16 protein-coding genes and 4 pseudogenes are annotated in these 24,499 nt (G+C 70.3%); 7 read left to right on the top strand and 13 right to left on the bottom strand.

Going from position 1 to position 24,499, the window contains the following annotated elements:
* Window positions 1-14 precede the first annotated feature (14 nt).
* Window positions 15-581: pseudogene (locus AB0D93_RS27945) on the top strand (transposase); the annotation flags it as partial.
* 338 nt (window positions 582-919) lie between these two features.
* Here the strand turns inward: AB0D93_RS27945 and AB0D93_RS27940 are convergent.
* Window positions 920-2,083, bottom strand: a complete 1,164-nt coding sequence (locus AB0D93_RS27940) for a YbdK family carboxylate-amine ligase (protein ID WP_362124653.1) — start codon at window positions 2,081-2,083, stop codon at window positions 920-922.
* A 228-nt stretch (window positions 2,084-2,311) separates the two neighbouring features.
* On the bottom strand, window positions 2,312-2,599 hold the full coding sequence (locus tag AB0D93_RS27935) for a DUF6082 family protein (protein WP_362124699.1): 288 nt from the start codon (window positions 2,597-2,599) through the stop codon (window positions 2,312-2,314).
* Window positions 2,600-2,815: 216 nt separating this feature from the next.
* Between AB0D93_RS27935 and AB0D93_RS27930 the strand changes: the two are divergent.
* Window positions 2,816-2,989 (top strand): annotated as a pseudogene (locus tag AB0D93_RS27930) (helix-turn-helix domain-containing protein); the annotation flags it as partial.
* An 82-nt stretch (window positions 2,990-3,071) separates the two neighbouring features.
* On the opposite strand, the gene AB0D93_RS27925 reads toward AB0D93_RS27930, so the two are convergent.
* The 3 genes from AB0D93_RS27925 to AB0D93_RS27915 form a co-directional block, all read right to left on the bottom strand.
* Window positions 3,072-4,310, bottom strand: coding sequence for a diacylglycerol kinase family protein (locus tag AB0D93_RS27925; RefSeq protein WP_362124650.1), 1,239 nt, complete (start codon window positions 4,308-4,310; stop codon window positions 3,072-3,074).
* A 266-nt stretch (window positions 4,311-4,576) separates the two neighbouring features.
* A complete protein-coding gene (locus AB0D93_RS27920; protein WP_362124647.1) occupies window positions 4,577-7,225 on the bottom strand; it encodes a fibronectin type III domain-containing protein in 2,649 nt (882 codons plus the stop codon).
* 317 nt (window positions 7,226-7,542) lie between these two features.
* Window positions 7,543-9,849, bottom strand: a complete 2,307-nt coding sequence (locus AB0D93_RS27915) for an NEW3 domain-containing protein (protein WP_362124644.1) — start codon at window positions 9,847-9,849, stop codon at window positions 7,543-7,545.
* A 337-nt stretch (window positions 9,850-10,186) separates the two neighbouring features.
* Between AB0D93_RS27915 and AB0D93_RS27910 the strand changes: the two genes are divergently transcribed.
* Complete coding sequence (locus AB0D93_RS27910) at window positions 10,187-12,619, top strand: DUF5703 domain-containing protein (RefSeq protein WP_362124641.1); 2,433 nt, start codon at window positions 10,187-10,189, stop codon at window positions 12,617-12,619.
* Between the two features lie 244 nt (window positions 12,620-12,863).
* Here the strand turns inward: AB0D93_RS27910 and AB0D93_RS27905 are convergent, their stop codons facing one another.
* Together AB0D93_RS27905 and AB0D93_RS27900 are read right to left on the bottom strand one after the other, a co-directional pair.
* Window positions 12,864-14,123, bottom strand: coding sequence for an MFS transporter (locus AB0D93_RS27905; protein ID WP_362124638.1), 1,260 nt, complete (start codon window positions 14,121-14,123; stop codon window positions 12,864-12,866).
* A 167-nt stretch (window positions 14,124-14,290) separates the two neighbouring features.
* Window positions 14,291-14,878, bottom strand: coding sequence for a rhodanese-like domain-containing protein (locus AB0D93_RS27900; RefSeq protein ID WP_362124635.1), 588 nt, complete (start codon window positions 14,876-14,878; stop codon window positions 14,291-14,293).
* A gap of 99 nt (window positions 14,879-14,977) precedes the next feature.
* On the opposite strand from AB0D93_RS27900, the gene AB0D93_RS27895 reads away from it, so the two are divergent.
* Entirely contained in the window at window positions 14,978-15,265 is a 288-nt protein-coding gene (locus AB0D93_RS27895) for a metal-sensitive transcriptional regulator (protein WP_362124633.1), read from the top strand.
* A gap of 9 nt (window positions 15,266-15,274) precedes the next feature.
* Here AB0D93_RS27895 and AB0D93_RS27890 read toward each other — a convergent pair whose 3' ends face one another.
* The 3 genes from AB0D93_RS27890 to AB0D93_RS27880 are packed head-to-tail and all read right to left on the bottom strand — an operon-like array spanning window position 15,275 to window position 17,810.
* Entirely contained in the window at window positions 15,275-16,021 is a 747-nt protein-coding gene (locus AB0D93_RS27890) for a sulfite exporter TauE/SafE family protein (protein ID WP_362124630.1), read from the bottom strand.
* The gene (locus AB0D93_RS27885; protein WP_362124627.1) at window positions 16,018-16,407 is read right to left on the bottom strand and encodes a rhodanese-like domain-containing protein; all 390 of its coding nucleotides are present in this window, start codon (window positions 16,405-16,407) and stop codon (window positions 16,018-16,020) included. Before AB0D93_RS27885 ends, AB0D93_RS27890 begins: the two co-directional genes overlap by 4 nt.
* A 38-nt stretch (window positions 16,408-16,445) precedes the next feature.
* Entirely contained in the window at window positions 16,446-17,810 is a 1,365-nt protein-coding gene (locus AB0D93_RS27880) for an MBL fold metallo-hydrolase (protein WP_362124624.1), read from the bottom strand.
* Window positions 17,811-18,208: 398 nt separating this feature from the next.
* On the opposite strand from AB0D93_RS27880, the gene AB0D93_RS27875 reads away from it, so the two are divergent.
* The gene (locus AB0D93_RS27875; RefSeq protein WP_362124621.1) at window positions 18,209-18,427 is read left to right on the top strand and encodes a hypothetical protein; all 219 of its coding nucleotides are present in this window, start codon (window positions 18,209-18,211) and stop codon (window positions 18,425-18,427) included.
* Between the two features lie 320 nt (window positions 18,428-18,747).
* On the opposite strand, the pseudogene AB0D93_RS27870 reads toward AB0D93_RS27875, so the two are convergent.
* Window positions 18,748-18,888: pseudogene (locus AB0D93_RS27870) on the bottom strand (1-deoxy-D-xylulose-5-phosphate synthase N-terminal domain-containing protein); the annotation flags it as partial.
* A 26-nt stretch (window positions 18,889-18,914) separates the two neighbouring features.
* Window positions 18,915-21,659 (bottom strand): multifunctional oxoglutarate decarboxylase/oxoglutarate dehydrogenase thiamine pyrophosphate-binding subunit/dihydrolipoyllysine-residue succinyltransferase subunit, encoded by a 2,745-nt coding sequence (locus tag AB0D93_RS27865; protein ID WP_362124618.1) that lies wholly within the window; start codon window positions 21,657-21,659, stop codon window positions 18,915-18,917.
* Between the two features lie 380 nt (window positions 21,660-22,039).
* Here AB0D93_RS27865 and AB0D93_RS27860 point away from each other — a divergent pair, with 380 nt between their 5' ends.
* Complete coding sequence (locus AB0D93_RS27860; protein ID WP_362124615.1) at window positions 22,040-22,456, top strand: MarR family winged helix-turn-helix transcriptional regulator; 417 nt, start codon at window positions 22,040-22,042, stop codon at window positions 22,454-22,456.
* A gap of 179 nt (window positions 22,457-22,635) precedes the next feature.
* Window positions 22,636-22,851, top strand: a pseudogene (locus AB0D93_RS27855) (transposase); the annotation flags it as partial.
* Between the two features lie 572 nt (window positions 22,852-23,423).
* On the opposite strand, the gene AB0D93_RS27850 reads toward AB0D93_RS27855, so the two are convergent.
* Entirely contained in the window at window positions 23,424-24,443 is a 1,020-nt protein-coding gene (locus tag AB0D93_RS27850) for a LacI family DNA-binding transcriptional regulator (protein WP_362124612.1), read from the bottom strand.
* Window positions 24,444-24,499 lie beyond the last annotated feature (56 nt).

The raw sequence follows: 24,499 nt of genomic DNA, 5'->3' as shown, positions 1-24,499 counted from the left end.
GGGGTGGCGATGGGCTGTTCGAGGTCGAACTGGTCAAGAAGAAGCAGCCGCAGGGTCGTCCGGCATCCGTGGACAAGACGTTCCGGGCCTTCGATCCGCACCAGGTCCTGTTGCTGCCACCTTCGCTGGACGAGTGGCTGCCCGAGGACCACCTGGCCCGGTTCGTCGCCGACCTGGTCGACGACGTACTCGACCTCGGGCCGGTCCTGGCGGACTACACCGAGAAGCGCGGCTACCCGCCCTACGACCCGCGGCTGATGGTGCGACTGCTGGTCTACGGCTACACCGCCGGCATCCGCTCGTCCCGGGCGATCGAGCGCAAGTGCGCCGACGATGTCGCATTCCGGTTCCTGGCCGCCGACCAGGCCCCGGACTTCCGCTCGATCGCCCGGTTCCGCCGCCGCCACCTGGACGCGCTGGCCGACCTGTTCCTCCAGTCGCTGCACCCGGCACAGAAGCTGGGCATGGTCAGGCTGGGCCGCGTCGCCCAGGACGGCACCAAGCTCGAGGCCAGCGCCTCCAAGCACAAGGCGATGAGCTACGGCCGTCTGGTCGACTATGAGGAACGGATCGAGGCCGAGCGCTCGCCCTTGCTCATGCCGCCGAAGACGGACATGACCAGGTCGTGGGCCTCGTTGTCCGGGTCGATCGGGCCGCCGACCTCCGGGACCCACAGCGGAATGCGGAAGTGGACGAAGATCGCGAAGGTGTTGCCGAACTGGCTGCCGTAGAAGGTGTGTTGCGGCTCCCCGATCACGACGGCGTCGAAGCCGCGGTTGGGTTTACGGAGGGCTTGGAGGGGAGCGTGACCAGGTGGTGCGAGCATGAAGGCGCGGGCCGCGCTGACCACGCTCATGACGGTCGTCAGCACCGCGGTTTCAAGGCGGCGCGCGGGGCGGGCGGACATGAGATCGGCCCGTCAGGATCCGGTGCCTCCAACGACGGGGCTGGGGCGCGGCGGGCGGGCGGGGCCGGCGGGCGTGACCGCACGCGAACCGGTTGCGCCCCGGGTCTCGGCGGCGAGCGTGCGGACGACGGCGTGCAGGCCCTCCTTCCCGGCGACCCGTCGCAGCCGATGAGCGGCGCCGCCGTCGGCCAGGGCGCGCTCCAGCAGTTCGTGCACGGTCCCCCAGTCACCGGACGTCTCCAGCGCCGGGCGCAGCCGGGCCAGCATGCCGAGCAGGACCACGCGGGCGGGCTCGGGGCACCGGGTGACCGGGTCGACCAGAGGGCCCTCGAGGCCCGACCGGGCGGCTCGCCAGGTGGCGCCCCGCAGCCACTCGTGACGGCCGGCGCACGCGGGGCCGTCCCGGTGGGCCAGCCGCTCGACCGCGTGCTGGACGAGGGCCCGGAAGAGACCCGCGACCAGCACGACGGTCTCCACGCGTGGGCAGGCGTCGCAGATCCGCATCTCCAGCGTGCGCTGGTGCGCGGAGGGCCGTACGTCGTAGTAGGCCATTCCCTCGTCACTGATGACGCCGGAGCGGATCAGCTCCTCCAGTGCCGCGTCGTAGGCGGCGGAACCGGAGTAGCAGCCGGCAGGTCCGGCGGTGGGCCAGCGCTGCCACAGCATGGTCCGCCAGCTCGCGTAGCCGGTGTCCGTGCCGAGCCAGAACGGCGAGCTGGCGGACAGCGCGAGCAGCGGCGGCAGCCAGGGCGAGACGAGGCACATGGCACGTACGCCCGTGTCCCGGTCCGGTACGTCGACGTGCACCTGCGCGCTGCACATCAGCTGTTCGTCGGCGACCCTGCGGTACTCGTCGGCCATGTGCCGGTAACGGCGCCCGGCGCTGACGTTGCGGGGGCTCGGCCGGGCCAGCGGCACGGTACCGGCGGCCACCACGACGAGGCCGAGCGAGGAGGCCGCCGCATCCAGCAGCCGTCGTGACCGGGCCAGGTCCGCGAGGAGGGCGTCAAGTGTGTCGTGCACCGCGCTGTTGCTCTCCACGACCGACTGCTGGAACTCGGTGGTGAACCCGGGCGTGTGCAGTCGGTCCAGTACGGCGCGGCCGCGTGGCACCAGGCGGCCGCTCTCCACGTCCAGCACGTGGAACTCTTCCTCTGCCCCGATACGCAACGTCATGGCACGGTCTCCCCTTGCCTGGGTGATCACTGGGCCGTCGCGTCCGCGTCCCGCCGGGAGCATCGCGGCTCCGGGAGATCCGAGTGCCCAGGCCGGGGCCAGCACAAGCGCTTCGCCCGTCGTCGGAGTTGGGCTGCGAATCTCACTACTCTGCTCTGGGCTTACGGCTCTCGCCGTCTGGGCCTCTCTCTGGCACATGGTCCGTGGCCGCGGCGAATTCTCCGTCAATCAACGCGAAGAACCCTCTTTCACTTTTCGTTGTGGCCGCCTCGTTCCATCAAGGATGAGGCCGGGGAAAGCGTACTTCCGATAATCCTCGGAACTTATGCCGAACCCCATGGCGCTGGCGATATCGGGGTAGTCCATGGCTAGTCTCGTGAGTTCAGCTTGAATCACCCGCGACGCTTGGAGCTGGCTCGTCCGGAGCTGTCGGGACTCCAGCAGCAAAGTTATGAACACTCCAATCAGCGCAATGGATGAGATAAGTTCCGATATTATCGCAATCTTTGTATCCATATTGCCGCCAGCCGGGCAATTGTCGGCGTCAATCAAGCCGCCTCAGCCGCCAAAGCGCTGCGCCACTGTCGATTCGAACCCATGGTAGGACCATTGCCGGTTCCCGGCAGAACAAGGAGACCACTCCATCTGCGGCTGGGTTTTCCTTGGTACTCAGGTTGCATGCGCGGTGTCCGGGGTGGTGACGGGGTGTGATCCCTGCGCTACGACCGGCTCATGCGGTACGCGCGAGGGGGCGGGCCGACGCCTGCCGAGCAGGACATGCGTGAGGCGTTACGGCTGGAGGCGGTCAAGCGGTTCGAGTCCGGGGCGGGCACGGCGCAGATCGCGGCCGAGCTGCGGGTGACGGACCGGTCGGTGCGCCGGTGGCGGGCGGTCTGGCGGCGTGGAGGTGCGGCGGCGCCGGCTTCGGCCGAGCCGATGTCGGTGGCAAGACTGGTCGCATGCTGGAAACGGTCATCACTTCATACCCTCAACGGCCTCCTGAGCGACCGCTGGCCAAGTGCCGCAGCCTGGCCCAGTCCGCTGGAGGTTCCGGCTCGGGGATGCCCGGGCGGTCGCGTGGCACCCGCACGCGCAGCGCGCCCGGCCAGGTCGTGGAGGTCACCGGCGTCGACATGGTCACCGCCTCGCCGTCGACGCCGACCGGGATCTGCGCCGCATCGGCGGTGATCTCGATCCGTTGCGTGGTCAGCTCCGTGACCCCCTTGGCGCTGTTGCCGCGGAGCAGATCGATGGCCTGACCGGCGGTGCGCACCCTGACACCGATCACGCCGAGAACGCCGCCATCCAGCCGTGCGCGGCGGCCAAGGCCGGCGATGTCATCTGTTCGGTACGGATTGTTGGACACCAGCAGCGCCTGCGGCGCCTCGATCCGTGTGCCGCCCGCTTGGGCTGTCAGCCGCGCTCCGTGGTGTCCTTGCAGCAGGTCCGGGAGCAGGTTCAGCGTCGTGCCGATCTTGTCGCCACGGTAGGCCGGGTTCTCCACGACCTGGGCGTAGGCGCCGAAGGAGGCGTTGTTGACGAACGGCTGTCCGTTGATCAACCCCAGGTCGACCCGCAACTCCACGCCGTCGGCCAGGGCGCCAAGGCAGGAGGCCGGGTCCTCCCGGTTCAGCCCCAGGTCCAGGGCGAAGTGATTGCGGGTGCCCGCGCTGATCACCACGAACGGTAGGCCGTGCTCGGCGGCGATACCCGCTACCAGTGCCTGGGTGCCGTCACCGCCGGCCACCCCCAGCAGGTCAGCGCCGTTGGCCACCGCCCGCCGAGCTACCTCGGCCACGTCAGTCGACCCGTCCAGGACGAACACCTCGGCGCCAAGGGCTTCGGCCTTGCGCTTGAGATCGAACTTCTCGACCTTCCCGCCGCCCGACTTCGGGTTCATGATCAGGTACGGATGCCGGGCCGGTGGCTGCGCCGGATACTCGGGCATTCGCCAGTCCGGCTGGTCCCCCTTCAGCGCCTGGCGCGCGGCCAGGCCCGCGAGGAGCCAGACTCCCGCCGACACGACGGCCACCCACAGCACGCCGCCGACCGCGAAAATGACGACCACCGCGATCGGCACCAGGACGAAGACCCCAAGCGACAGCCACCGCACGATGCCTCGCCGGGAGAGGAAGAAGTAGGCTGCCGCCACGCTCACCGCCGCGGCAGCCAGACCAACGGCGAACATGGCCAGGCTCTTCAGCTCGGCGAAGACCACCAGGATCACGACAGCCAGGCATGCCAGCACGAAGCTGAAGCGCGCTAGCCACCGCTGGGCGGACGTACCCCGTGCGACCGCTGCAGACGTCACTGTCTCAGCGTCGCATGCCGACGGCTCCGGCACCTCACGCAATCCGAAGAGGCAGCACGGCGTACGCCGAACCCGCTGACCAAGCCCATGATCAAGCACACCTGGACGCCCGACACCTGAACTCCTTGCACCGGTGGAGGGCCGCCCGCCCGGTACTTCGCGGTCTTGGCCGGTGGCCCTGTCTACTCGGCGGGGGTGGTGCCCGTCGCGGTGGCGGCGGGCCCGGTCCCGGTGCCGGTGACCGCGGCGACGGTCACCGTGTAGGACGTGCCGGGCGTCAGGCCGCCGACGACCCGGAACATGCCCTTCGCCGAGGGCTGCGTCACCAGGGCGTCCCGCCCGGTGACCTGGACCGTCCGGGCCGTCCCCGCCGGGTCGGTCAGCACGATCCGGTAGCCGGTGACGTGCGAGTCGCCGGTGGCGGTCGGCGGGGTCCACGACACCGTGGCCGCGGTCGCCTGGGCGTGCAGCTTGACCCCGGTGGGTGCCGACGGAAGAACGCTGCCGGCGGTGGGGGCGAGAGGAGCGGAGGGAAGCGATGGTGCGCTGCTGCCACGGGAGTTGAGCGCGCTGACGGTGACCCGGTACGGGGTGCCGTCGGTCAGCCCGGTGAGCGTGACGAGCGCCGAGGTGCCGAACTCGGCGGCCGGCACCGTGGTGGTCGCCGCGATGTGCCCGGCGGCGTCCACGGCGGTGGCCCGGTACCCGGTGATGGGCGAACCGCCGTCCGCCCAGACCGGATTGAAGGTCACCAGCAGGGTTCCGCCGGCGCCGGTCGAGGTGCCGACGCGGGTCGGGGCCGCGGGCACGGACACCGAGCCGAACCGCTTGCCGAGCAGCCAGCGGTAGGCCGGCTCGAGCCCGCCGTTCGCCACGACGTCGGCCGGGGCGTCGGCCGGCGAGGCGATGATGTGGTTGCCCTGCGTGACCAGGCCCTTGTTGGAGCTGTCGGCGTCGCCCTGCTCCCACCAGTTGCCGGACACCAGCGTCGGGTCGTTGTTGCCGAGGGCGTCCCGGTAGTCGGTGTGGCGGCTGGCGACGTTGGCGTACGACGCCCCGTACAGGACGTTGCCGGAGACCGTCTCGTAGGTGCAGCCGTTGTCGGTGTAGACGCTCTTGCCCAGGCCGAACTGGGTGTGGATGACGTTCCCGGTGACCTTCTCCCCGTCGGCCATCGAGGTGCCCGTCATGCCCTGGGTGTAGATGCCGCCGCCGTCGTCCAGACCCTGCATGTAGTCGGTGATGAGGTTGTCGGAGACCGTGTTGTCGTGGCTGTCGTTCGGGGTGGCCGGAGAGCCGATCTTGTCCGGCCAGCCGCCCCAGCCCATCGAGATGCCGGAGTAGCCGACGTGGTCGATCTGGTTGTGGGAGATCAGGTCGTGCTGGGTGTAGCCGTTGACGATGGGGACGCCTCCGGTGAACTCCCGTGGCAGGGCGTAGAGATGGTTGTCCGTCACCTGCACGTTGCGGGTGATGTCGCCGTCGTCGGCGGGCAGCGCGTTGCCGACGCCGCCGATCTCCACGCCGTTGCCGGAGATGTCGGTGAAGACGCTGCCGCGGACCTGGGAGTCCTGGGTGCCGTCGGCCAGCTCCAGTCCGGCCGCGCCGAGATGGACGAAGGCGTCGCGGGAGAAGTCGATGTTGCGCCCGTGGGAGACCGTGACGTTGCCGGGTTCCTTCGTCCATGCGCCGAACGGGCAGGCGCCGCCCTGGACGAAGCCGCACAGGCCCTCGGTGGCGTAGCCGGTGGGGCCGGAGATGGTGTAGCCCGCCTGGATCTCCGAGAACCCCTCGGGTGAGGACGGCGTGAGCCAGGTCGCGTAGCTGAACTGCAGCCCGCGGAAGGCGATGTCGTGCACCGGTGCGGTCGTCGTGCCGCGGCCGTCGACGAGCTTGTCCAGCAGCGGCGCCTCCACGTCGGCGCGGTGCAGGTCCTCGCCCTTGCGCGGCATGTAGTAGACGGCGTGCGCGCCCCGGTCCAGGTACCACTCGCCTGGAGTGTCCAGCAGTTCGCGGGCGTTCTCGATGTACGTGGCGTGGGCGCCGTTGGTGAGCGAGCCGGGGCCGACCATGCTGACCGTGCGGCCGGGGATGTCAGGGAACTCCACCCGCTTGTTGGAGTTGTCCCAGCACGGCTGGACCATGGTGATCGTCGTGCCGGAGGCCGAGGCGATGTCGCAGCGGGGCTGGGTCCACTGCCCGAGCCCGTCGCGCTGGACGTTCCACAGCGCCTCGCCGCTGGTGTAGACGAACTCGGCGCCGGCGATGTCGGGCCAGCGGGCCAGGGTGTCGCTGGAGGCGGTGTACCCGGTGTCGGTCCTGGTCAGGGTGACCGGGACCTCGCCCGCGGCGCGGTCGGCGCGCACGCCGTCGACGTACAGCTGCCGCGTGTCCGTGAGCCCTCGGGGTGCGGGCGCGGACCACAGGCCGGGATGGCCGGGGACCTCGTGCCAGCCGGTTACCCGGCGGCCGCCGCTGATCACGGACGCGCCGCTGCCCTGCCACACCACCTGGTGGCCCCCGGAACCGGAGTCGCGGGCGTCGAGGGTGAGCGGCGCGGACAGCCGGTAGGTGCCGGAGGCCAGATGCACGGTGAGATCGCCGGAACGGTGGCCGTCACGCGCCCGTACCAGTTGCTGGGCCCGCTGCAGCGTGCGTACCGGATGTCTGGCGTCACCGCTCGCGTGGTCGTCGCCGTTCGGGGCGACGTAGACGTCGGACGCCGCGCCCGCGTCCGCCCGCGGTGCGGCGTCCGCGGGTGCGGCCGCGACCAGGGCCCCCACGGCGAGGGCGAGCGCCGCCAGAGCCGGTACCAGTGGATGTCGGGACACGGCCATCCTCCTCCAGAGAGTCGGGGAATCGCGGGAAACATACGACCTCTGTCATGTCCGGTCAACGAAATGCGCAGGAACTGCGCTGCGAAAAAGGGGATTTGAGCATCATTCATCGGAGGAATGGCATCGGGCGAGGCCCACGTCGCGTCGAGCGCAGGCGACCGCAGCCCTGTGTTGGAACTGCACACCCTCCAAGGCAACGAATGCCACGTGGGAGTGCAAACAGCCGTCACCACAGCGACCGGGTGGTGTTGCGGGCGACGCCGCCACGCGGGTGGGCCGGCGTCACTCCGCAACATCACGCGCCGGGATCGTCAGTTCGCGCTGGTGGAGAAATCGGCGAAGTCGTCCTGGCTCGGGTAGCCGGGATTGTGGGCGGTGCCGAAGAGGCCGACGTCCTGGGTGACAGCGGCGGATGGGACTTTCGCGCTGCTCAGCTGCGTCCAGGTGGTGCCATCGGTGGAGTAGGAGCCGGTGTAGGTGGTGCCGGAGCGGACCAGCCGGATCCAGCTGGGCAGCACGGGCTTGCCAACGCCGGAGCCGTTGGCGGCGATGCCGGTGTCGAGCCGGCCGTCGCCGTCGGCGTCCCACTGCATGAAGTAGCCCTTTTTGGCGCTCACTCCGACGGTTACGTAGCCGGGCGAGGTGGTCGCGTCGGTGATGTCGTTGCGCACCATGATGCCGGTCTTGGCCCCGGAGTTCGCGTACTGCTGCCAGCTGACGCGAACCGTGGTGGTGGAGCCGTCGTGTTCCGCCCCGGGGACGTAGACCGCGCCGTACTCGTTCTTCGATCCGTAGACGTCGGCGCCGGCCGCGCGGATGCTCACAGCGGCGCCGACCTGCGAGAAGTTCGCCGGGTCCGGTGTGGAGTCGAAGGTGTGGAACGGGGTTTGGACCGGGGCGTCGAGCAGGACGGACGTGTGCCCTGCGGCGGATCCGGCGGCCTTGCCGCCCTTGCCCCGGTCCCAGAGGAAGCCGGCGGTGGCGTCGAGCCGAGCCGTCGGGAAGGGCTGGTCGATGGACGCGGGTGCGGTGACGCGGTAGGTGGTGCGGACGGTGTCGCCGGGAGCGACGGAGGCGAACGACCTGGGTGACAAGGGGGAAGCTGTCCAGCCCTTCGGGACCGCCAGGGCGACGTGGACGTGGGTCGCGGCCGTGGTGCCCCAGTTGGTGAAGTCCGTGGTGAGGGTAGCTTCCTGACCGGTGGCCAGGCTGTCGGGCGTGGTCACCGTGAGGCCCGTCTGTGGGCGGGCCGCGTCCGTGCCGGCCGTCCACGGGCGCACCCGGAAGAGGGCCGCGCCATGGGCGGGGACGGAGGCGGCGAGGGTGTCGCCGGAGGAGTGGGTGACCTCGTGCGTCCACAGGTTGTCGAGGCGGTAGGAGGAGGACGCCGGCAGCCCGGCGGTGGCCGGGGCGACCGAGACGGTCTGCGCGGCAGACCCGGTGTTGAACAGCCCGACGATCACGTCCCCGCCCGGCTCCGTCTTGGCGAAGACCTGCGCGGTCGCGCTCTTGCTCACCCGGGTTGCGTTGACGGCGTCCTGGTCGACTGCGATGACGTCACGGTTCGCCAGCAGTGCGAGGTCGGCCGGGTCGAGCTTGGTCAGGTCCGTGCCGAGGAGCAGCGGGGAGGCGGCCATCGACCACAGGCTCAGCTGGGTCTGCCGCTCGTCGGGTGTCAGCCCGTCGTCGCTGCCGTTGCCGACCTCGATCGAGTCGTAGTCGTTGAACGCGCCTGGTCCGCCGTACGGTTGCCAGGCCGCGACCTGGTCGAACCTGCCCGACACCTTCTGCCAGCTGGTGAGCGGAGTGCTCGATCCGTTGACGCCGCAGTAGCACTCGATGTCGCCGCCGGTGCGCCAGCCGTTGCTGGTGGCCTCCCAGGTGGCGACGTCGGCGATGCTGAGCGAGTTCGACAGTTCCAGGTGCATCGGGCGGCCGGTGGCGACGATGGCCTGGTGCCACGCCTGCATGTCCGGGCGGTTGTCGCCGGGGACGACGCCGCCGCCGGGACCGACGAAGTCCATCTTGATGTAGTCGACGCCCCAGGAGGCGAACATGTCGGCGTAGCTCTGCACGTACTCCTGTGCGCCCGGCTTGCTGAAGTCGATGCGGTAGCCCTCGTTGTTCGTGTTGCCGGGCCGTGTCGGATCCGCGATGTCCCGTATGTGGTAAGGGGTTCCGTAGATCGGGAGGTTTTGCTGGTAGGCCTCGGCCGGAACGCCCGGCGTCAGGTAGATGCCCAGCTTGAGGCCCAGGCCGTGCAGATACGTGGCGAGCACGGGGATGCCGTGGGGGAAGCGGGTGGTGTCCCAGGTGTCCCGCCCGTACGCGTCCAGGTGGTCGGACCATCCGGCGTCGATGTTGACGTACTGGTACCCGTACCGCTGCAGCTTGTCGTGCATGACCCGTGCCTGGGCCTTGATCCCGTCCTCGGTCAGGGTGCTGCCTTCGCGCAGCGCGCTCCAACTGCTCCAGCCCATGGGTGGCGTGGAGGAGGCGGTGGCGGTGGCGTCCGGCGGGGTTGTGGGCGGGGGCGAGGCCACAGCGGGTGACACCCCCGTGGCCAACCCGAGGGTCAGCAGTAGCGGCAGCAGACATCTGGTCAATTTCGCATGCACGAGCGGCTCCTCAGCACGGTCTACGGCAACGCGCCTCGTCTTCGGGGTCTGCGACGTCGGAACGCACACGTTCTACGGGTGAACCACCGTCGCGTCAACAGATTCATCCGATGAATCGGGGGGAGCAGGTCAGCCGCTGCGTGCCGCCCGGCGTCGCAGGAGTGCCCGGCGGTGCCCCGTCGGCGACACCGCAGCCACACTCGTGAAAGCCCCGATCTATCTACGGCGAACCACCTGATGACTCGGCCCAGTAGATCCGTCCCTGGTTGACTCATCCGATGTCTGGTGCTTCCCTTTTTGCCGTCGCCGTCCTGTGACCAGTGAGCGGAGCCCTCGCATGCCCCACAGCGGTAGAAACCGCCGGTCGTTGTCGGTGCTGTTGCTCGCCTACGGCATGGCCGTGGCGCTGGTCGGGCAGGCCCCGGCGGCGAGCGGGTCCACCTCGGCGACCACCGCGTGGCGAAACGGCTCGTTCCACGTCGATGTTCCCGGCATGGTGCACAGCTCCGATGTGGTCCTCGGCCGGCCCAATACCGCGTCAGCCCAGTCCATGCCCTTGGGTAATGGCGACCTCGGCGTCGGTGTGTGGGACGAGAACGGCCTGACTGTGCAGTTGGACAGGGCGGACACCATGCCCGACCGGCTGTCGCCCGGCCAGGTCGTCGTGCCGGGACTGGCGAAGCTGACGAGCGCCCCGGACTACCAGGGCCGGCTCGACCTGTACGACGGCACGTTCACCCAGAGCGGCGGCGGCATGACGGCCACCACTTACGTGCGCGCCGACACCGACCAGCTCGTCATCGACGTGACCGGAGCCGACCCGGCGGCCGACCAGACGGCGCAGTTGCACCTGTGGCAGCCGCGCACCGCGACCGCGTCGGCCGGCGCCACCATCGGCACCCTCGCGCAGACCTGGCAGGACGACACCCAACCGGGCGCGAGCGGCCGGACGTTCGGGGCACTCGCTGCCATCACCGCCGCCGGCCGTGACGTCAGTGCCGGCGTCGTCGACCCGCTCACGGTGCAGGTGAGCGTCAGACCCAAGCCGAACGGCTCGTTCCGCATCGTCGTGGCGTCGCCGCGGTGGACCGGCGGTGACGCGACGGCCACCGCTCAGCGGCTGCTGGCCGGTAGCGGCGACTCCGACACGTTCGGCCGGACCGCGGCCTGGTGGCACCACTACTGGGACGGCGTCGGGATGATCAAGCTGTCCTCGCCGGATGGTTCGGCACAGTACTTGGCGAACCTGCGGACGATCAGCCTGTTCGCCGAAGCTGCGGAGCGCGGCTCCGTACGCCCGGGCTCGCAGGCGGGCGTCGCCGACCTGTTCGACTCCGCCGGCGACACGCATTCCTGGGATCCGGCGTCGTACTGGGGCTGGAACCTGCGGATGCTGGTCACGGCGAACATGGGTGCCGGCGCGTACGCGAACAACGACGGCTACTTCGCCCTCTACCGCGACACCCTGCCGAACACCCTGGCCTGGACAGCCGGCCAGTTCGCCGGCTCGGCCGGCGCGTGCACGCCGGAGACCATGCGGTTCAACGGTGTCGGCGTCCAGGTGCACCTGGCCAACGGCCAGTGGGGCGCCAACCCGTACCTGAACTGCAGCTCGCAAGGGCCGGCCAACTACAACGCCAGGACGCTGAGTACCGGCGCGGAGGTCGCGCTGTTCGTCTGGCAGACCTACCAGGCGACCGACGACCTGGCATTCCTGCGGCAGAACTACCCGGTCATGGCCGACTGGGCCAGGTTCATGCTGTCGTACGCCAAGACCGGCACGGACGGATTCCTGCACACCAGCCCGTCCAACGCGCATGAGACCCAGTGGGATGTCGGCGATCCGACCACCGACATCACGGCGATGACCGCGATTTTCCCCGACGTGATCCAGGCCGCGCGGCTGTTGCACCGCGACCAGGACCTCGTGGCCGCGCTGACCGCGGCGCTGCCGAAGGTCCTGCCGTACCCGCGCACGGATGCCGCGACCATGACCCAGCAGCTCAGCCCGGCCGACGACAGCACCGGGCGGGATGTGATCGGCCAATCGGGACAGCAGGCCGCGAAGACCCACAACGCGGAGAACCTGGGCCTCGAACCGGTGTGGCCCTACGGGCTGATCGGCGACAGTGGCCAGCTGTCGGATCTGGCCAAGCGCACCTTCACCGACCGCCCCTACGTGGAGCACAACGACTGGAGTTTCGACCCGATCGACGCGGCGCGGCTCGGCCTCGGCGACGACATGGCGAAGGCACTGGTCGACCTCACCGAGACGTACCAGCAGCGCCCGTCCGGCCTCGCGTCCTTCGGCGCCACCTACAAGGAGCCCTATGCCGAGCAGGGCGCCGTCGTGACAACGGCATTGCAGGACGCGCTCGTCCAGGGCTACGACGGCCTGCTGCGCATCGCCCCGGCGTTGCCCACCGGCTGGAATGCGGACGCCACGGTGTCCATCCAGCACAAGAGCAAGGTCGACGTGCAGGTCCGCGACGGCGTGCCGGTAACGGTCGCCATTGAGGCCGGCGCGAACACCGCCCAACAGGTCCGCAACCCCTGGCCCGGCCAGAAGGTCAAGGTCGTCGCGAACGGCCACACGGTGGTCGGCCTCATGTCGGCAGCCCAGTTCACCGTGCCGCTGCGCGCCGGCCAGTCGTACCTCATCGAGCGGGACGGCGCGCCGGAGATACCCTTCGCCCCGGTCACCGGATCTCCCGCAACATCGGCCAGAACCCTCGGACCGGTTGAAATCGGTCTGCCGAAGGCGAGTTGAGACTCCCGACGCACGACCACGGGCCGGCCGCGACACCGATCACGGGCTTCAACGACTGGAAGGTGTTCGGTTGTGGGGTCAGCGAGCAGCTGATCGAGCAGACGGCGGATGCGAGGGTGGCCAACCGGACCCTCCGCCGAGCTGTCAGAGGCTGAAGCGTTCCTTCCCCGGCAACGGCCGCACGCGTGAGCGGAAGCCACCGGTACGGAAGGAACGCTGCAGCAGCCCCCGCCGTTGCCCGCACTCAGGTCTGCGGGTGGGTTTCGTACATGCGCACCGCCACGATCAGGCCGGAGGCGGCGGTGAGGGCGGCGACCGTCCAGACGGCGGTGGTCAGGCCGTAGGCGTCGGCGAGGGCTCCGGCCAGCAGGGCGCCGACGGCGAAGCCGCCGTCGCGCCAGAGGCGGTAGACGCCGACGGAGCGGGCGCGCCAGGCGGGGTGGGCGACGTCACCGATGGCGGCCAGCAGGGTCGGATAGACCAGGGCGGTGCCGACGCCGAGGAGGACCAGTGCGGTGGCCCAGACAGGGAAGCTGCTGCCGATCGCCACCAGGGCGATGGCCGCGGCCTGGATCAGCATGCCGGCGGTGATCAGGTGTTTGCGGCCGATCCGGTCGGACCACCAGCCGGTGAACAGCTGCCCGAGCCCCCACACCGCCGGGTAGAGGGCGGCAAGCACGCCGATCGCGGCGACGGACAGGCCGTGGGCGGCGAAGAGGAGGGGGAAGATGCCCCAGGCGAGGGCGTCGTTGAGGTTGTTGACCATGCCGGCCTGGCTGGCGGCGGACAGTGCCTTGTCATGGAAGCTGGTGATCCGGGCGATCTGGCCGGTGGTCAGCTCGCCGTGGTGGTCGGGGTTCTCGGGTGCAGGGTGGCGGGCGGCCTCGGCGCGGGCGTGGCCCCTGGTCTCGCGGACGGCGAGGGTGGACAGGCCCAGGGCGAGGGCGGCGTAGGCGGCGCCGAGGAGGAAGGGGCCGGGCCGCAGCCCCCAGTGGGCGGCGATGGCGCCGGTGGCCATGGCGGTGGCCGCGAGGGCGACGTAGCCGGAGGCTTCGTTGAAGCCCATGGCCAGGCCGCGCCGTTCCGGTCCGACCAGGTCGATCTTCATGATGACGGTGGTCGACCAGGTCAGGCCCTGGTTGACGCCGAGCAGGATGTTGGCCAGGACGATCCAGCCCCAGGCCGGCCCGAAGATCAGCAGCGCCGGCACCGGCAGCGCCACCAGCCAGCCGGCGACCAGCACGGGTTTGCGGCCGTAGCGGTCGGAGAGGGTGCCGGCGAAGAAGTTCGTGATCGCCTTGGTGGCGCCGAAGGCCACGATGTAAGTCAGCGCGGCGGTGTAGGCGGTCAGGTGGAAGACGTCACGGGCCAGCAGCGGCAGGACGATGCGTTCCTGGCCGAGCATGCCGCCGACCAGGGCGTTGACGGCGACGAGCAGGGTGAACTGGGCGAGGTTGGCGCGCATCCCGAGCCGTATGCCGCTTGCCTCGGCTGCGATGGTCATGAGTCCTCCGCGAGACGGTTGCCGGTGGCCCCACGGTCGCCAGGGCCGCCGATGAGGCCGGCAGCGAAGGCCCTGCTGCTCAGCCCGGTGCCGACGAGCGGCGGTGGGTGGGCGTCGGTGAAACCCATCGGATCCTCCGGTTTCCGGACGGGACTGGTCGCTCCGGCTCAGCGGCCGCGCAGCGCGGCGAGCGTGGCATCGAGGTCCGCTGCGCGGGGCCGGTTGTGCGGCAACTTGCCGAGCATGGCCGCCATGCCGCAGGTGTCGGTGAGGGCGGAGAAGACGAGGCCGCCCGCGATGCCGGCGGAGACCAGCTGGAAGGCCGGGTGCACGAGCAGACCGAGAAGCAGCCCCAGGAGCACCACCGCTCCGGCGGTGAAGCGGACCTGTCGTTCCATGCTCCAGCGGGCCCGGGTGTCGCAAGCGGCGGGCTGGTGCAGGTCATGCCCCTGCGCGGCCCACCCGGTGGTGCCGCCCGCGAGGGTGGCGGTCGGGATGCCCTGTTCGGCCAGGAGCTTGCAGGCGTTCTCCGAGCGGGCACCGGAGGCGCACACCACGAGGACGTCTCCGCGCCCGGCCGCGTGCCGGATCTCGGGCAGTGCGCGGCGGATGTGATCCAGGGGGATGTTGAGGGCGCCCGGGAGATGACCGGAGGCGTATTCGCCGGGGGTGCGGACGTCGATGACGGTGAGTTCGCCGAGTCGCTCTCGGGCCTCGTCGGTGCTGAGCGTGGTGGGGGTGAGGGGGCTGGTCATGACAGCGGTGATCCTTGTCGTTTCTTGATGGTCGTCTGGTCGTCGCCGTCCCGAACCGGGACGTAGAGTACCCCTAGGGGTATAGGCAGAGGAGTGGTCGTGGAACTGGAGCTCGAGGGCACGTCCCTGAAGGCCGTGCTGAACCGGCTGCGCCGGGCGCAGGGGCAGATCTCCGGGGTGATCCGGATGATCGAGGAGGGCCGGGACTGCGAGGAGGTCGTCACGCAGTTGGCGGCGGCCTCGCGGGCGCTGGACCGGGCGGGTTTCGCGATCATCGCCACCGGGCTGCAGCAGTGCGTGGCGGACATCGAGTCGGGCAGGAAGAACGGGCAGGACGCGGAGGCGATGCGCGCGCGGATGGAGAAGCTGTTCCTGTCACTGGCGTGAGGGCAGCCGCTACGCCACCGCGTCCACCAGCATGAAGCCGGCCACCGCGAGCAGGACGAGGGCGAACACGCGCTGCAGGGTGTCCCCGGGCAGCTTGGCCGACAGGCGTTTGCCGTCCCAGGCGCCGAGGATCGCCGCGCCGGCGAACGGTCCGATGACGGCCCAGTTCAGGCCGCTCGCCGTTCCGGCGCGCATGGCCAGCGCGGCGAGCGAGTTGATGGTGATGACCAGCAGACTGGTGCCCACCGCCGCCCGCATGCGCATGCCCAGGACGTTGACCAGTGCCGGTACGGCGAGGAAGCCGCCGCCCACGCCGAGCACGCCGGTGACCGCGCCGAGCCCGGCGCCGGCGGCCGCCGCCCGGACGGGCCGTACCGGTGTGGCGGTTCCCGGCGCCGGGCGGTGCCGCAGCATGCGTATCGCGGCGACCGCCGCGACCACGGCGAAGGCCACGGCCAGCGCGGCAGCCGGCAGGCGACCGGCGAGCGCCCCGCCCAGCATCGCCGGCCCGATTCCCGCCGCCGCGAACAGCAGCCCCGTACGCCAGCGGACCTGGCCGTCACGGGCGTGCGCGGACAGCGCCGTGGCGGAGGTGACGGTGACGATGACCAGGCTCGCGGTGGTCGCCGCGACCGGGGTGAAACCCAGCAGGTAGATCAGGGCGGGCACGGCCAGCACACTGCCGCCGCCCCCGAGCGCGCCGAGGGCCAGACCGATGACGGCACCGGCGATCAGCGCGAGGATCACAGCGCTCATGCGACGGTCCCGTCCCTGCCGTGCGCGTCCACCACCGGCAGTCCGGCGACGGCCCAGTCCTGCATGCCGCCGATCACGTCGACGGCCTCCACGCCTCTGGCGAGCAGCAGTCCGGCCGCCCGCTGCGAGCGGTTGCCCGAACGGCAGATCACGACGACGGGCTGCCGGCTCTGTGCTGCGGCGGGCAGTCCGGCACCGGCGGCGAGCGCAGTCAGGGGCAGGTGTACGGCGCCGGGCGCGTGCCCGGCCTGCCACTCGTGGGGTTCGCGTACGTCGAGCAGCAGGGCGTCACCGCCCCGTCCGGCGGCATGACCGGTGCGGATCGCGGCGTCCTGCACCGTCACCCGTCCCGGACTGCTTCCGCTGCGTCGAAAGAGGCTCGGCATGGTTCTCGCTCCTGTTCTCTCTCGGTTCTCCGGCCTGGTCACGGGGCGCCGACGGTGAGCCCGGCCGTCTCGGCCGAGGCGAAGGAGTCGTCCACGGCCACCACCTCCCGGCCGGCCGCGTCCAGCAGGGACGCGGCGATGGCGGCGCGCATACCGCCCGCACAGTGCACCCACACCTGACCGGCCGGCACCTCGCCGATACGGGAGTGCAGGGCGTGGACGGGGATGTGGACAGAGCCTTCGATGAAGCCGGCCGCCCGTTCGGAGGCCCGGCGGACGTCCAGGACGACGACGCCGTCCCTGGAGCGCGCCGCGAGGTCGGCGAAGGTGGCCCTGGGGAAGGAGGCGAGGGCCTCGCCGTCCCGTACCCAGTCGGCCGGCTCTCCGGTGGCCGCGGCGGCCGGCCGGTCGATGCCGACGCGGACCAGCTCGCGCTGGGCGGCGGCGAGCTGCTCGGGCGACTCGGCGAGCAGGGTCACCGGCTTGCCCCACGGGATCAGCCAGGCCAGGTAGGTGGCGAGCTGCCCCTCGGCCTCGAAATTGAAGGAACCCGCGAGGTGGCCCTCGGCGAAGGCGACACGGTTGCGCAGGTCGACCACCCACTCACCGGCGGCCAGCCGGTCGGCGATCTCCTCGGCGTCGGCGACGGCGGGCGGAGTGAGGTCGACCGGCGCCGGTCCGTTGGCGTTGGCCGGACCCATGTGGGCGTAGTAGGCGGGGACGTCGTCCAGGCCGGCCAGCAGGTCCGCGACGAAGGTGTCCACGTCATGGGTGAGCGCCTCGTTGGCCGCCTTCTCCTTGCCGATCGTGGTGGACTCGCCCTCCGCCTGGGAGGAGGAGCAGAAGCTGCCGAAGCCGTGGGTGGGCAGGACCGCCGTCTCGTCGGGCAGCTCGGCGGCCAGCCGGTGCGCGGAGGCGTGCTGGGCGCGGGCGAGGTGCTCGGTCAGCCGCGGTTCGACCAGGTCGGGCCGGCCGACGGTGCCGATCAGGAGCGAGCCGCCGGTGAACACCGCGGCCTCCGTGCCGTCCGCCTCCAGGACGTAGGAGGTGTGGTGCGGAGTGTGACCGGGAGTGGCCAGCGCCCGCAGCACCAGGCCGGACCCTCCCTCGATCTCCCAGCGGTCACCGTCGTGCACGGGCACGCGCTCGTAGGAGACGTGAGCCCCGGCGGGGACGAGGTAGGCGGCGCCCGTGACCCGGGCCAGCTCGAGGCCACCGGTGACGTAGTCGTTGTGGATGTGTGTCTCGACGACATGCGAGATCCGCACCCCGCGCCGTGCGGCCGCCGTGATCACCTGCTCGATGTCCCGCGGCGGATCGACCGCCACCGCCGTCCGCTCGCCGCCGGCCAGATAGCTGCGGTTGCCGAGCCCGGCGACCTCAAGGGTCTCGATGAAGAACACGGCGTACTCCCTTCCAGTGAAGAATTACCCCCGGGGGTATATGTCGACGATAACACTGATACCCCGTGGGGTATTCCGAAGGGCATGGCTGTGAAGCAGGTCACGGATGCCTGGCCCGCAGCTGGACACCTGTCAGCGCCGGGCAAGCGAACAGGAAGGGCCGACCCCATGCGTTACGACCGCACGGTGCGCAGCGAGAAGGACTGCGTTACCGCCGTCATCCGGGTTCGCGATGCCGCGGCGGCCCCGCGTGCGGGAGTGTCGACTTAACGGCTGATCTTGGTTGTTGAGGTGATCAGCGGTTGCTTGGGTTCAGGCAACTCGACGAACATCGGGCCATCGGAGAGGGTGCGGGATATCGCGTTGACCTGGCTGTAGAGGTGCGGTGTGATCACCCTATGGGCCTTGGTGACAGCAAGACGGATGCGGGCGTGGTCGACGACGCGATCGTCGCTGGGCGGATCATCCTCGGGCTGAAGACGCTACGTGATCACCTCGGCTGCTCTCTGCATGAAGCCCTCGACGCCTACGCTGCACGCTACGAGGTGCTGCGACGGGAACGTCCGGCCGACTTCACCAAGAGTCACGAGGAGTACTGGGCGAACTTCTACTCATGACCCAATAGACGCGATCTTGAAAACCGTCGTGGCGCGAGCCCACACCTACCACGCAGGTTGACGGCCCCTGACCAGGTAAGACGGTCGGGGGCCGTCGCGTTGCGTTGTGCCCGCTCGTCTCCGTGGCCTTGATCGCCTGGCGGGCTTGGGCTTGCTCGGGGGTTTGGGGCTGTGCGGCGCTTGCCGCGATGCCGGCCTGGCTGAGTGTGGTGATGGTGGCGGTTTGCCGGGCCCGCCGAGATGTCACCCTCTAGTCGAAAAGGCATAGACCAAAGCGCGCATTATGGGCGAAAGTCGCCTATCAGGAATTCAGTTCCGCCGACGCCGAGGTTGGGCCCCAGATGGCCTCCCGTGGCCGCGACATGGCAGACCAGGAAGTCGCGGATCTCCCCGGCCGGCCGGACCAGCTCTGGATGGCTCAGGTCCCTCAAGTCCGCGGGCTGGATGCGCGCGGTGGGCAGCCGATGCGCACCGCGCGAGCCGCTGATCACTGGAAGGCCGATGTCACGAGAGCCTTCTGCTCGACGCCGTGCCGGCGGGCCGAACCGACCGCGGGCGCGGGTGCCTCGGGCCGGCTCACGCACTCCACAGCGCGCCGGGTCAGCCGGTGCAGACGCGGCGCGACGAACGACCACGCACCCTGGTTCTCCGGCTCCTCCTGCACCCACCGCACGTCCGCGGCCGCGGGGAAGCGGGCGAGTTCCGCCGCGAGTTCCCCGGCGGGGAACGGGTAGAGGCGCTCCACGCGGACGATCGCCGTGTCGGTCGTGCCCGCAGCGTGCCGGTGGGCGTCGAGGTCGTAGAAGACCTTGCCCGAGCACAGCAGCACGCGCGAGACACGGGCCGGGTCCGCCGTGTCGTCCGGCAGGACCGGGCGGAAGCCGCCCTGGGTGAACTCGGCCAGGGCGGATACGGCCGCCTTCGACCGCAGCATCGACTTCGGGGTGAAGACCACCAGTGGCCTGCGGCCGTCCAGCGCCTGCTGCCTGAGCAGATGGAAGTAGTTGCCCGGCAGGGAGGGCATGGCCACGGTCATGTTGTCCTGCGCGCACAGTTGCAGGAAGCGTTCGATCCGGGCGGAGGAGTGGTCCGGACCCTGGCCCTCCAGGCCGTGGGGCAGCAGCATGGTCACTGCGGAGCGCTGGCCCCACTTCTGCTCGGACGAGGCGATGTACTCGTCGACGACCGTCTGCGCGCCGTTGGCGAAGTCACCGAACTGCGCCTCCCACAGCACCAGGGCTTCCGGACGGGCCTGCGCATAGCCGTACTCGAAGGCCAGCGCCGCCAGTTCGGACAGCATCGAGTCGTACGGTGCGAAGCTCGCGGCCCGCGGGCTGAGGGAGTTCAGCGGCGTGTGCTCCGCGCCGGTGCGCCGGTCGGTCAGTACGGCGTGGCGCTGGCCGAAGGTGCCGCGCCGGGAGTCCTGTCCGGCCAGCCGTACCGGGACGCCCCCCAGCAGCAGCGAACCGATCGCCAGTGTCTCCGCGGTGGCCCAGTCGACGGTGCCGGTGTCGAGCGTCGCCGTACGCCGGTGGAGCTGCGGCAGGACACGCGGGTGCACGGTGAAGCCCTGCGGCAGCTCCGTCTGCGATGCGATGACCTGACGGGCTGTCGCCTCGTCGATCGCGGTCGCCGTGCGCTGGGTGGCCGCCTGTCCGGCGTCGGCGCGAGGAAGGTCTTCGGCCGGTGCGGGTGCGGGCAGCGCCCGGGTCTCCGCGAAGGCCCGTTCGAGGTGAGCCTGGTAGTTGCGGCGGGCACCGTCCACCTGCCGCTCGCCGATGTCTCCGCGGCGTATGAGGGCCGCGGCGTACAGCGTGCGCACCGAGGCCTTGGCGGCGATGCGTTCGTACATCATCGGCTGCGTGATGGACGGGTCGTCGACCTCGCTGTGCCCGTGGCGCCGGTAGCAGACCAGATCGACCACGACGTCCTTGTGGAACGTCTGGCGGTAGTCGAAGGCCATCCGTGCGACGCGGTCGACGGCTTCCGGGTCGTCGCCGTTGACGTGGAAGATCGGGGCCTCCACCATCCGTGCCACATGGGTGGCGTACGTGCTCGAACGGCCGTTGGCGGGCAGGGTGGTGAAGCCGACCTGGTTGTTGACGACCACGTGGACCGTCCCGCCCGTGCGGTAGCCCGGCAGTTGCGACATGTTCAGGGTCTCGGCGACGACGCCCTGGCCGGCGAAGGCCGCGTCGCCGTGGAGGACGACCGGCAGTACGGGGAAGGGCTCGCCCTGGTCCCCGGCCAGGTCCTGCTTGGCGCGCACCACGCCCTGGGCCACCGGCCCCACGATCTCCAGGTGCGAGGGGTTCGCCACGACCGAGACGGCGATGGTGCCGCCGTCCAGGGCACGGTAGGTGCCCTCCGCGCCGAGGTGGTACTTCACGTCCCCCGAGCCCTGGACCGACCGGATGTCCACCGCGTCCTCGAACTCGTCGAATATCTGGCCGTAGGACTTGCCGATGATGTTGGCCAGGACGTTGAGCCGACCGCGGTGCGCCATCCCGATGACGGCTTCTTGGACACCGTCTTCGATGGCGCGGAGCAACAGGGCGTCGAGCAGCACGATGGCCGACTCGCCGCCTTCGAGCGAGTACCGCTTCTGGCCCACGTACTTGGTCTGCAGGAACGTCTCGAAGGCCTCCGCGGCTCCCAGCCGGTAGAGGATCCGCAGCTGTCCGGCACGGTCCGGGCGGCGCTGCGGCCCCTCGACGCGCTGCTGGATCCAGCGGCGTTCCCGCGCGTCCTGGATGTGCATGTACTCGAACCCGGCGGTGCGGCAGTAGAACTCCCGCAATGCGCCCAGCACTTCGTCGAGCGTCATCGTGGCGCGCCCGGCGAACCCGTCCACGGCGAAGTCCTCCGCCCGGTCCGCGTCGTCGAGTCCGAACGCGGCGATGTCGAGCTCCGGATGTGCTGCGGCGGGCCGCGCCATGAGCGGGTCCGTTCCGGCCATCAGATGCCCGCGCACGCGATACGCGTGGATGAGCGCCGCGACCCGTACCGCCTTGAGCGCCGCCTCGTCGGTGCCCTTGTGGTGTTGGGCTGAGGCGGTCGGAGAGGCCGCGGCGGCCGGGGACACCAGCGTGGCGAAGAAGTCCCGCCACGTCTGGTCGACCGAGCCGGGGTCGTCGAGGTAACGCCGTCGCTGCTCGTCCACGACCCATTCGTTGAGCCCGAAGTCCAGCCCGTGAGACGCTGCTCGAGCGGTGTCTGATTGCGACGCCATGGCGCGAACGCCTTCTTTCCTCTGTGAAGCCTTGGGACGGCGGACGCGGCTACGGCGGTAGTCCGCCTGCGTGTCAGGCGTTCGAGGACTTCGCAACCGTTGCGGAGACCGACCCGTTCGACCGCGTCGCAGTGACGACGCTAGGACGCCGGGAGTGCGGAGACGGATGGCCGGGCGCGCCACGACGGCCTCACATCAGGACATCGGACGGGTGACGGCCTGCTGCCTGCCGCCGTCGCACACTCGGAGTGCGGGCGGGTGACGCCGTCCTGATCCGAGGGCTTCGTGTCCGTCCGGCCCGGGACCGACGTCGTAGGGAATCCGGTTGTGATGCTGCGGCCGCGGGCTTGCGGCCTGAGAGCCGACCCCTGGGAAGGAACATGATCGACGACGATTTGTCGGACCCCACGCGGCGGGAGTTTCCAGGGGTCCTGCGGACCTTGGGCCTCGTGCACCGTGAGTTGCGGGCGCTGCACGGTCTGTCACTCCATGACTACCTCATTCTCGGCGCGCTCGCCGAGGCCGCGAGCGGATCTGTGCCCGTTGCCAAGCTGGCGGCGTTCCTCCAGGAGTCCGGGGACCGGATGTCCTACCTCCTCAGGGGCCTGCAGGCGGCCGGACTGATTGATCGCCGTCGTCGTGCCGGAGACCGCAGGACGGTCGAGGCCACCTTGACCGACGCAGGACGCTCCAGGTTCGCCGCCGCCGAGACGACCGCGCAGGCACTGATGCGCCAGCACCTCGGTCCGGGACTGGACGCACAGGAGCCGTCCGGCCGATCGTGTGACGTCACTTGATCTGCTCGTCTTCACGCCAACGGCTGTGGTCGGCGGACGGCACCTGGCCGCGGCTTCTGCGGCGGATACAGCCCGTGGCCCCGCCGCCCCGCAAGCGGTGTCAGCGCAGTGCGGCGACCGCCGTGCGATAGAGGACGTCCTCGGCACGGTCCCAGGACCAGCCGCTTTCGACCACCAGGGTGCGCCAGCCGGTGGGGCCGAACCAGTGTCAGAGTCACTCTGGAGCTGAGCAACCAGACCGAAGCGGTCCGCTCGTCGACCTGCTCGTCACGCCGGCCAACGTCCAGGACCGGGAGGCGGCGCGCGTCCTGCTGACCCGCCTTCACGCCGAGCACCCCAAGATCGTCCTGGTCTGGGCGGACAACGGCTACGGCGGAGACGAGTTCAGCACCTGGGCGCGGACCGCCCTCGGCATCACCTCAAGGTCGTCTCCCGGCCCAAGGAGGCCAAGGGCTTCGTCCTGTTGCCCAAGCGCTGGGTGGTTGAGCGGTCGAATGCGTGGACGGTGCGGGCCCGCCGCAACGCGAGGGACTACGAACGCCTCATGTCCCACGCCGAAGCCACGTCCACTGGGCCTTCATCACCCTCATGACCCGCCACCTCACCCGACGAAGCCGCGGGACCGAGGCGATCCCCACCCCCATTGCCGCAGCCGCCTGACGATCCCATCAGCTGCCGTTCGCTTCGGCGTCCCTCGACGCTCAACCGAACGGCAACCCGATCACCACCCAGCCACAGGGCGCCGTGACCTGCGGCAACAGGATGTGACACAGGCACTGATGCAGCGATGTGTTCACCGATCACATGCCGCGACACCCCACAGCTCAACCAGCCATCCTGTTACCGAGCCACGGCCAACCATGCACGAGGTCGTCAGGTGCGGAAGGAGCAGGAATGGCCCCAGCGCTCGCGGTGCGCGACCGGAGCGATGCGTCACGTGCTTTCGAAATTTCGAAGGTGCCGACGCTCAGTGGTGGTCGGAGGCCGGGGGCCGGGCAGTGCTGCTGCGCTCGACCAGGCTGGTGGCCAGGTCCACACGCAGCGCGGACGGTGGGTTGCCGCGAGCGAGGCCGATCACCATGCGCGCGGCGACCTCGGCCATCTCGGTCAGCGGCTGGCGGACGGTGGTCAGGGGCGGGCCGACCCAGCGGGCGATGGGCAGGTCATCGAAGCCGACGACGCTGAGATCCTCCGGGATGCGCAGGCCCAACTCCCGTGCGGCCTGGTAGAGGCCGAGCGCCTGCAGGTCGTTGCCGGTGAAGATCGCCGTGGGCCGGTCCTCGAGGCGCAGCAGCTCCAGGCCCACCCGGTAGCCGGTTTCGTGGTGGAAGTCGCCCTCGCGGATCAGTGCGGGATCGAAGGCGACGCCGGCCGTCTCCAGCGCGGCCCGATAGCCGTCGATCCGGGCGCGACTGCACATCATCCGCAGTGGTCCGGCGACCATGCCGATGCGCCGGTGGCCCAGGTCGAGCAGGTGGCGGGTGGCGGCGAGGCCGCCGTTCCAGTTGGTCGTCCCGACCGCCGGCATGTCCTGACCGGGGTCCCCTGCGGGGTCCATCACAACGAACGGGATGTCGCGACTGGTCAGTTGCGCTTGCTGGGCCTTGTCGAGCCCGGACAGCACCAGGACCACGCCCGTGGGGCGGCGGGCGAGCACTCCGTCCATCCAGGACTGCCCAAGGCTGAGCTGGCCCGAGGACTCTGACAGGACGACGCTCATTCCCTCCTCGCGGACGACGTTCTCGACCCCGCGGATGACCTCCATCGCCCAGGCGCTCTCCAACTCGTGGAACACCAGCTCCAGCAACAGGCCGGACGTGGCGCTGTTGCTGCGTCGCCGCTGGTAGCCGTGCTGATGCAGCAGCTCCTGCACTCGCTCCCGGGTGGCGGAGGCGACGTCCACGCGGCCGTTGAGGACTTTCGAAACAGTCGGAGTGGACACCCCCGCCTCGCGCGCGATTTCGGCGAGTGTCGCCGATCTGGTCACGATCCCTCCTGTGCTGCCCTGGGTGTGCGAAGTACGAAGTCCTCCGACGGTACGGG

The organism is Streptomyces sp. NPDC048191, assembly GCF_040652655.1.
Classification (GTDB): domain Bacteria; phylum Actinomycetota; class Actinomycetes; order Streptomycetales; family Streptomycetaceae; genus Streptomyces.
This window is presented reverse-complemented; position numbering and strand designations above follow the sequence as displayed.

What these genes read in the sequence shown, in the direction of transcription:
- AB0D93_RS27940 (WP_362124653.1), bottom strand. Translation starts at nt 2,083, where the DNA reads ATGACGTTGCGTATCGGGGCAGAGGAAGAGTTCCACGTGCTGGACGTG.
- AB0D93_RS27935 (WP_362124699.1), bottom strand. Translation starts at nt 2,599, where the DNA reads ATGGATACAAAGATTGCGATAATATCGGAACTTATCTCATCCATTGCG.
- AB0D93_RS27910 (WP_362124641.1), top strand. Translation starts at nt 10,187, where the DNA reads ATGCCCCACAGCGGTAGAAACCGCCGGTCGTTGTCGGTGCTGTTGCTC.
- AB0D93_RS27905 (WP_362124638.1), bottom strand. Translation starts at nt 14,123, where the DNA reads ATGACCATCGCAGCCGAGGCAAGCGGCATACGGCTCGGGATGCGCGCC.
- AB0D93_RS27900 (WP_362124635.1), bottom strand. Translation starts at nt 14,878, where the DNA reads ATGACCAGCCCCCTCACCCCCACCACGCTCAGCACCGACGAGGCCCGA.
- AB0D93_RS27890 (WP_362124630.1), bottom strand. Translation starts at nt 16,021, where the DNA reads ATGAGCGCTGTGATCCTCGCGCTGATCGCCGGTGCCGTCATCGGTCTG.
- AB0D93_RS27885 (WP_362124627.1), bottom strand. Translation starts at nt 16,407, where the DNA reads ATGCCGAGCCTCTTTCGACGCAGCGGAAGCAGTCCGGGACGGGTGACG.
- AB0D93_RS27875 (WP_362124621.1), top strand. Translation starts at nt 18,209, where the DNA reads ATGGGCCTTGGTGACAGCAAGACGGATGCGGGCGTGGTCGACGACGCG.
- AB0D93_RS27865 (WP_362124618.1), bottom strand. Translation starts at nt 21,659, where the DNA reads ATGGCGTCGCAATCAGACACCGCTCGAGCAGCGTCTCACGGGCTGGAC.
- AB0D93_RS27860 (WP_362124615.1), top strand. Translation starts at nt 22,040, where the DNA reads ATGATCGACGACGATTTGTCGGACCCCACGCGGCGGGAGTTTCCAGGG.